The organism is Enterobacter sp. LM3, assembly GCF_046622475.1.
Classification (GTDB): Bacteria; Pseudomonadota; Gammaproteobacteria; order Enterobacterales; family Enterobacteriaceae; genus Enterobacter; species Enterobacter cloacae_P.
In genome coordinates this window covers 147577-148842 of sequence record NZ_JBJURN010000009.1, presented here as the reverse complement: position 1 = coordinate 148842, position 1266 = coordinate 147577, and the positions used below count along the sequence as shown (strand labels likewise).

The following is a 1266-nucleotide window of genomic DNA, read 5'->3' as shown; positions in this document are numbered from 1 at the left end:
CGAAGGTACCGGCATTACGACTGCATCGACACAATCTTCTTCCACCCATGCTTGCGGAACCTGCTCTGGTGCGGGATAAAAGCTAAAACGCCACTCCCCGTTGAGAGAGCGTATGCTGGCGGATCTCACGTCATCCCTGGCAGATTGTTCATGACGCCAGCTATGAAACGGCGCATGCGCCGCCAGACGGTTCCACTGCGTCACCCCGGGGTTTTCCCAGTCCCGACGAGCCAGAAGTGCGCTGAGGGTCAGCGATGAAGTGTTGGACATAATAACCTCGTTGCGAAGCGCTCACAATTTTAGTCAACATGCCCTGGTAAATGACACCGGTAAAGTGTCCGTACGCGATGAAGCGAGTCAGATCACAAAAGTCTTATTCACGGGCGAGTTGTTCCGCCAGCAGCGCCAGGTTTCTCAGCTGTTGCGCCAGATCCTCACGATCGGCCTGCCGTGACGTACGACGAGCGCTGGAATGGCGGGTAATTAGCGTAACAGGGAGCTGAATTTGTCGGAATTTTTCAGCACTGCCGGGGGCCAGCAGCCATTCCACACTTCGCTCGCCGGCCTCGCGAAACGCCTGCCTAATGGTAGTGAGCGGAGGGGAAAACCAGGCGCTATCTGCCGTATCATCAAACCCAACAATCGATATCTGACCAGGGACCGCAATCCCCTTTTCTGCGCAGGCACGCATCACACCCAGCGCCATTTGATCGTTCGCGACCAGAATGGCATCCGGTAACACTGCACCGGACAACAGCACATGCCCCTTCTCATATCCGCACACTGCACTCCAGTCGCCATGTGCTACTGCGGTCGCCTCAAGCCCGGCCTGCGCCAGTGCGGTTTTCCACCCCGCCAGACGCGCACGCGCAGCGACCGAACTTTCCGGCCCGCTCAGAAGTGCAATATGCTGATGCCCCAATGAGAGCAAATGCTCAACCCCCAGGTGGGCTCCCAGCGCGGCATTAAACACCAGGCTGTTCACCTGTGCCGAAGGTGCGACATCCAGAAACAGAACCGGAACAGGTGATGCCAGCGCCTGAAGCTGCTCTGCGTGAGCATCATCCAGTGGAACGTTCACCAGCAAAGCTTCCACACGCTGGGCCAGCAGTTCCTGAAGTGCAGGCAAGCACTGCTGCGGGTGTTCCACCATTGAGATCAACACGCTTGCCCCCTGAGCTGTGGCACGGGATTTTACCGCCGAGGCAATTTGTGAAGGTGCGTGCAGCGCCAGATCGGTGGTGATCAACCCCAACGTGCGGGTGC

At 58.0% G+C, this 1266-nt stretch carries 2 protein-coding genes; both read right to left on the bottom strand.

What is annotated here, in order from left to right; all coding sequences use genetic code 11:
- Positions 1 to 270: sugar-binding domain-containing protein (locus tag ACJ9N4_RS12330; protein WP_411500520.1), on the bottom strand; the 270-nt coding region annotated here is incomplete at its 3' end.
- Positions 271 to 373: 103 nt separating this feature from the next.
- Positions 374 to 1266, bottom strand: an 893-nt coding sequence (locus ACJ9N4_RS12325) for a LacI family DNA-binding transcriptional regulator (RefSeq protein ID WP_411500519.1), incomplete at its 5' end; no start/stop codon positions are given.